The sequence below is a fragment of the Deltaproteobacteria bacterium genome (assembly GCA_030654105.1).
Classification (GTDB): domain Bacteria; phylum Desulfobacterota; class SM23-61; order SM23-61; family SM23-61; genus JAHJQK01.
Map to the genome: position 1 here is coordinate 1 of JAURYC010000199.1, position 4,912 is coordinate 4,912.

A 4,912-nucleotide genomic window follows, 5' to 3' on the forward strand; every position below is an offset into this window, starting at 1 on the left:
GGTGCAGGGGGCATATGGCTCGTGTCCCTCGGCACCGGAGAGGGCCGTGTGAAGCATGCCGATATTGAAGAACCCCTTCCTGGCCTCCGGGTACCGCTCGGCAAGGTTCTCCATCACGTCTCTCTTGGCGAACCCCTGACCGTGAATGGCAACTCCGAAATCGTCTAATATGATGGTCTCCGGGGATTTCGTGGACAGAACCCTCACGTTGTCTGGCAGGCGGAGGGACTTGGTAATACGGCTCTCGGCGTCGTGGTTACCGTAAATAATGTAGACCTTTATCCCGGCCTCTCGGAGGCGCGATAGCTGCTGCGAGAAGAAAAGCCCGGTGTGATAATCCTTCCAATCCCCGTCATAGAGGTCACCTGAGAGGAACACGAAAGCGACCTTCTCCTCAATCGCGAGTGAGACGAGGTTCCCGAGGGCCTCACGGGTAGCGCCACGAAGCACGTCCAAGGGGGCACCCTCATAGAGCGACAGACCTTGCAGGGGACTGTCAAGGTGGATATCGGAGGCAACGATAAATTTGAATTCCATTGATCCTCTAAACCTCGACCCTTATGCGGCATCTGTTGAGGGGGCCAAAGGCGTTCTCGCAATAAAACTGTAAGCCCCCATATAATAAAACGATCATTCTATCTGTCAAGAGATAATCATATACTCGAATTACTCATAAAAAATATCCTCCAAAAAAGATTTAAAGGGATCGGTTGACTCATAAAGTGTGTTACCAAGATAACAGGCTATAAATAAAGGGGTCACCCATTAAAACGCGGCCCGCTTCGAGCCCCCGTTGTCGGCCCGGGTTATTGGCTTTATCGGATTGGATCTTGACATACGTTTTCATGATCGATATCATATCTGTAATACCAAACCATTGTCGGTGGAGGCTCCATGGGAATTGTAACGATCTCGCCCAAATTCCAGGTCGTGATCCCTAAACAAATCCGTGAAAAGTTGGGCCTGTCCCCGGGCCAGAAGGTGCAGGCGATTGTGTACAACGACCGGATCGAACTCATTCCTCTTCGTCTCGTCAAGGAGATGCGGGGATTCCTGAAAGGCATCGATACGACCGTCGAACGGGAGGCCGACAGACCGTGAACGTTGTCGATTCCAGCGCTTGGCTTGAATACTTTGCCGACGGGCCCAACGCGGCCTTCTTCGCCCCGGCGGTGGAGCACACGGAAGACCTCATTGTTCCGTCATTGACGCTTTACGAAGTTTTCAAGCGGGTGATGCAGCAACGAAACGAGAGCGACGCGTTACAGGCAGTTGCCGTCATGCAGCAGGGGATGGTCATCGACCTCGACGCGCGTCTCGCGCTGAGTGCGGCCCGCCTCAGCCTCGAAAGCAAGTTGCCGATGGCTGACAGCATCGTTCTTGCCACGGCGAGAGCCTACGGAGCGACGGTGTGGACGCAGGATGCTGACTTCAAGGGTGTGCCAGAGGTTCAATACCGAAAGAAGAAACCATAAGCGATTGCGGAAGACCCAATGAAAAAAAAAGATTGCTATGAAGAATTGAAGAAGTTCGCTCTGCAGGAAGGGGCTTCGCTCTTTGGGGTGGCGAAAATTTTAGATCTGCCGGAGCAACATTGTTCGTTATTTCCGAAGACGCGGGAGGGATTGGATCGGGCGATCTCCATCGCCTTTCATCTATCCGACCGGGTTTTGGAGGATATAGTCGATGGACCCACGAAGCTTTATTTCTTCCATTACCAGCGGGCCAATCTGCTCCTGGATGAGCTGGGTTTGAAGATAATGAATTTTATTCAGTCCCGGGGATGGGCAGCCCTCCCGATCCCTGCCTCCCAGATTGTGGATTGGGAGAATCAGCATGCTCACGTGTCCCATAAGCATGTAGCAGTTCAGGCCGGGTTGGGATGGATCGGTCGGAACAACCTTTTGGTCAGCTCCCAATTCGGTTCGAGGCAACGGTTGATCACGGTGCTTACGAATATGCCTCTGGAAACGGATGAGCCCTTACCTTGGGGATGTGGGGAATGTCGCGCCTGTTTATCCTCCTGCCCTTCTCAATCCATCAAGGAAAAACCGGAAGACTTTGACCACATCGGGTGTTATCATCAAATCAAGGCCTTGGTAAAAGCAGCCGGCCTCAGGCAGAACATTTGTGGTTTGTGTGTGAAAGCGTGTAGGGGCAAAAAGACAGTTGCGGGTTCCGAGTTTCGAGATTCGAGTCAAAAAAATTTTAATCCATAACTCGCAACCTGTAACCCGTACCTCGTAACCCGCAACTCGTAACGGTTTTTAAACAACCTTTTCTTTTCTCAACTCCTCAATTTTTGATTTTGAATAACCCAACACCTTGGTGAGGACTTCTTCGGTATGCTGGCCCAGGGTTGGAGGGGGTAACTCCACCGTTCCTGGCGTCTGGGAGAGCTTGACGGGAATCCCGGTGATCTTTATTTTTCCGCAGGTAGGATGATCAATCTCTTTGACCATCTCCAGGGCGTAGGCTTGCTCAGAAGTGAGGGCTTGGGCAACAGACCAGATGGGGCCGTTGGGAATACCGGCATCATCCAGGATTTTCTGCAAGTCTTTCAGTTTGTATCCTTTGGTCTTAGCCTCGATGATGGCAATGAGAGCTTCCCGGTTTTTCACCCTGAGGCCGTTATTCTGAAAACGCGGGTCCTTTGGGCACTCCAGTAAACCGATGGCTTCACAGGTTTTGGCAAAGAGACCGTCGTTGGCGGCGGCGATATTGATGTACCCGTCCTGGCAAGGGAAGCTCTCGTAAGGGGCGATCAGCGGGTGGCGATTCCCCTCAGGTTTTGGAGCCTGCCCGGTGGCAAAGAATCGTCCGGCCTGGAAGGTGAGCTGAGCCACCATCGTTTCGAAAAGAGAGGTTTCCACCTTCTGCCCTTCTCCCGTTTTCTCCCGGTGATAAAGCGCCGAGAGAATTCCGTAGGCGGCAAACATTCCCGAATTGATGTCGGCGATGGCCACTCCCACTTTGATCGGCCCCCCGCCGACTTCTCCGGTGAAAGACATAAACCCGCTCATTCCTTGGGCAATCAGGTCGAACCCCGGCTTTGGCGACTCCGGCCCTTTATTGCCAAAGCCGCTAATAGAGCAGAAGATTACTTTCGGGTTGATGGCCTTCAGGGCTTCGTAAGGGAAGCCCATCTTGGTCATCACTCCGGGGCGGAAATTTTCAACAACGATGTCCGAGACTTTGATCAGGTCCGTGAGAATTTTTTTGGCGCTCTCAGAGCGGAGGTTCAGAGTAATGCTCTTTTTGTTGCGGTTACAGGAGAGGAAGTAAGCACTCTCCTTTCCTATATACGGCGGCGCCCAGGCCCGCGAATCATCCCCGCCATCCGGAGACTCCACCTTGATCACTTCCGCACCCATGTCTCCGAGCATCATCGTGCAATAAGGCCCGGCCAGGGCCCGGGTCAAGTCTAACACTCGAATTCCGGTAAGGGGTCCATTCATTGATAATCTCCTTCCCTTTAAAAGTTACCGCTCCTTCTTTTAAATTAATTGGGACACAGATTTTCGCAGATAACCGCAGAAACAAAAAAGACACTATGCGCATAGCGCTAAGCGCTAAGCAACTTTCTGTGTACATCCGTGTCCCAAAAGGAATTTCCTATACAATCAAGTTGCTTTTTGACTCAGGTTACTCCTTCTGTACCCAGCTTTTCAATATCGTCTGGAGACATTCCCAGCATCCGCGAGAGAACTTCTACCGTATGTTCACCGACATCCGGACAGGCTTTTTCGATTTTACAAGGGGTGCGGGAAAATTTCATAGGGGTACCTGCCACCTTGAGCTTACCAGCGCGACGATGTTCCACTTCGACGATCATCGCCCTCTCCTGGATATGCGGATCATTGACCACTTGGGCCATATTGTTCACAGGACCGCACATGACCCCCGCAGGTTCCAGAAGGGCCAGCCATTCTGCTGTGGTTTTGGTTTTCATCAGCTCATTCATAAGGGGTTCAAAAGCCTGATAATTGGCAATACGATCCTTGTGGGATTGGAATCGGTTGTCAGCAAGGAATTCTTCCCTCCCAGCTACCTTGCAGAACTTCCGCCAGTCCTCCTCGGAAACCGTGATCAGCACTAAATACCCATCTTTGGTTGGAAAGATCTGAAAAGGGGTCATCAAAGGATGACGTGTCCCTAAGGGTCTGGGAATTTCGCCTGTGACTAAATATCGGATTAAGGCGTTTTCACAAAGAGCCACCTGGCTGTCCACCATGGCCACATCAATCCACTGCCCCTCTCCGCTTTTCTCCCTCTCATGGAGGGCCGATAAAATGGCGATGGCGGAAAATAAGCCAGCCCCCATATCCCCAATGGAATACCCAACCCGCACGGGTGGCTTTCCTGGCTCTCCGGTAATGCTTACAGTTCCACCCATCCCTTGAGCGATCATGTCATAAGCCGGTTTTTGGGCATAAGGTCCTTTTTGGCCAAACCCTGACAACGAGGCATAAATAATTTTTGGATTGCGCTGGCGAATCGCTTCGTAACTGAACCCCAACCGGTCCATAACCCCCGGCCTAAAATTTTCCACCAGGATGTCCACTTTCTTTACCAGTTCGAAGACGATTTTTTTTGCCCGTTCATTACGCAGGTTCAGGGTAATGCTTTTCTGACCGCGATTGATGCTTAAAAAATAAGAGCTGATTCCCTCAATAAAGGGTCCATTACGACGAGCCGTATCTCCATGGCCTGGTTCTTCGATCTTGACCACTTCTGCCCCCAGGTCGCAGAGGAGCATGGTGCAGAAAGGGCCGGCCAGGGCGCGGGCAAAACTCAATACTTTGACTCCCTCCAAGGGTCCAGGCATTTTTTCATTCCCCTTCTCTAAATATTTTTTTGGATTTCTTCAATGTTCGATCCCCATTGTTCCCCCCATCTTTCAGGTTGAAGT

6 protein-coding genes are annotated in these 4,912 nt (G+C 51.5%); 3 read left to right on the forward strand and 3 right to left on the reverse strand.

The genetic code is table 11. The features are described 5' to 3' along the window. Nucleotides 1-537, reverse strand: a 537-nt coding sequence (locus Q7V48_08220; GenBank protein ID MDO9210720.1) for a DNA repair exonuclease, incomplete at its 3' end; no start/stop codon positions are given. Between the two features lie 357 nt (nucleotides 538-894). On the opposite strand from Q7V48_08220, the gene Q7V48_08225 reads away from it, so the two are divergent. The 3 genes from Q7V48_08225 to Q7V48_08235 are packed head-to-tail and all read left to right on the forward strand — an operon-like array spanning nucleotide 895 to nucleotide 2,219. Further along, on the forward strand, nucleotides 895-1,101 hold the full coding sequence (locus Q7V48_08225) for an AbrB/MazE/SpoVT family DNA-binding domain-containing protein (GenBank protein ID MDO9210721.1): 207 nt from the start codon (nucleotides 895-897) through the stop codon (nucleotides 1,099-1,101). Continuing rightward, the gene (locus Q7V48_08230) at nucleotides 1,098-1,475 is read left to right on the forward strand and encodes a type II toxin-antitoxin system VapC family toxin (GenBank protein ID MDO9210722.1); all 378 of its coding nucleotides are present in this window, start codon (nucleotides 1,098-1,100) and stop codon (nucleotides 1,473-1,475) included. The genes Q7V48_08225 and Q7V48_08230 overlap by 4 nt, the downstream gene beginning before the upstream one ends. Nucleotides 1,476-1,493: 18 nt before the next feature. After that, entirely contained in the window at nucleotides 1,494-2,219 is a 726-nt protein-coding gene (locus Q7V48_08235) for a hypothetical protein (GenBank protein MDO9210723.1), read from the forward strand. A gap of 48 nt (nucleotides 2,220-2,267) precedes the next feature. Here Q7V48_08235 and Q7V48_08240 read toward each other — a convergent pair whose 3' ends face one another. Both Q7V48_08240 and Q7V48_08245 read right to left on the reverse strand, forming a co-directional pair. Beyond that, complete coding sequence (locus tag Q7V48_08240; protein MDO9210724.1) at nucleotides 2,268-3,458, reverse strand: CoA transferase; 1,191 nt, start codon at nucleotides 3,456-3,458, stop codon at nucleotides 2,268-2,270. A 182-nt stretch (nucleotides 3,459-3,640) separates the two neighbouring features. Beyond that, nucleotides 3,641-4,828: a CaiB/BaiF CoA-transferase family protein gene (locus tag Q7V48_08245; protein MDO9210725.1), complete on the reverse strand. Its 1,188-nt coding sequence runs from the start codon at nucleotides 4,826-4,828 to the stop codon at nucleotides 3,641-3,643. Between the last annotated feature and the right edge of the window lie 84 nt (nucleotides 4,829-4,912).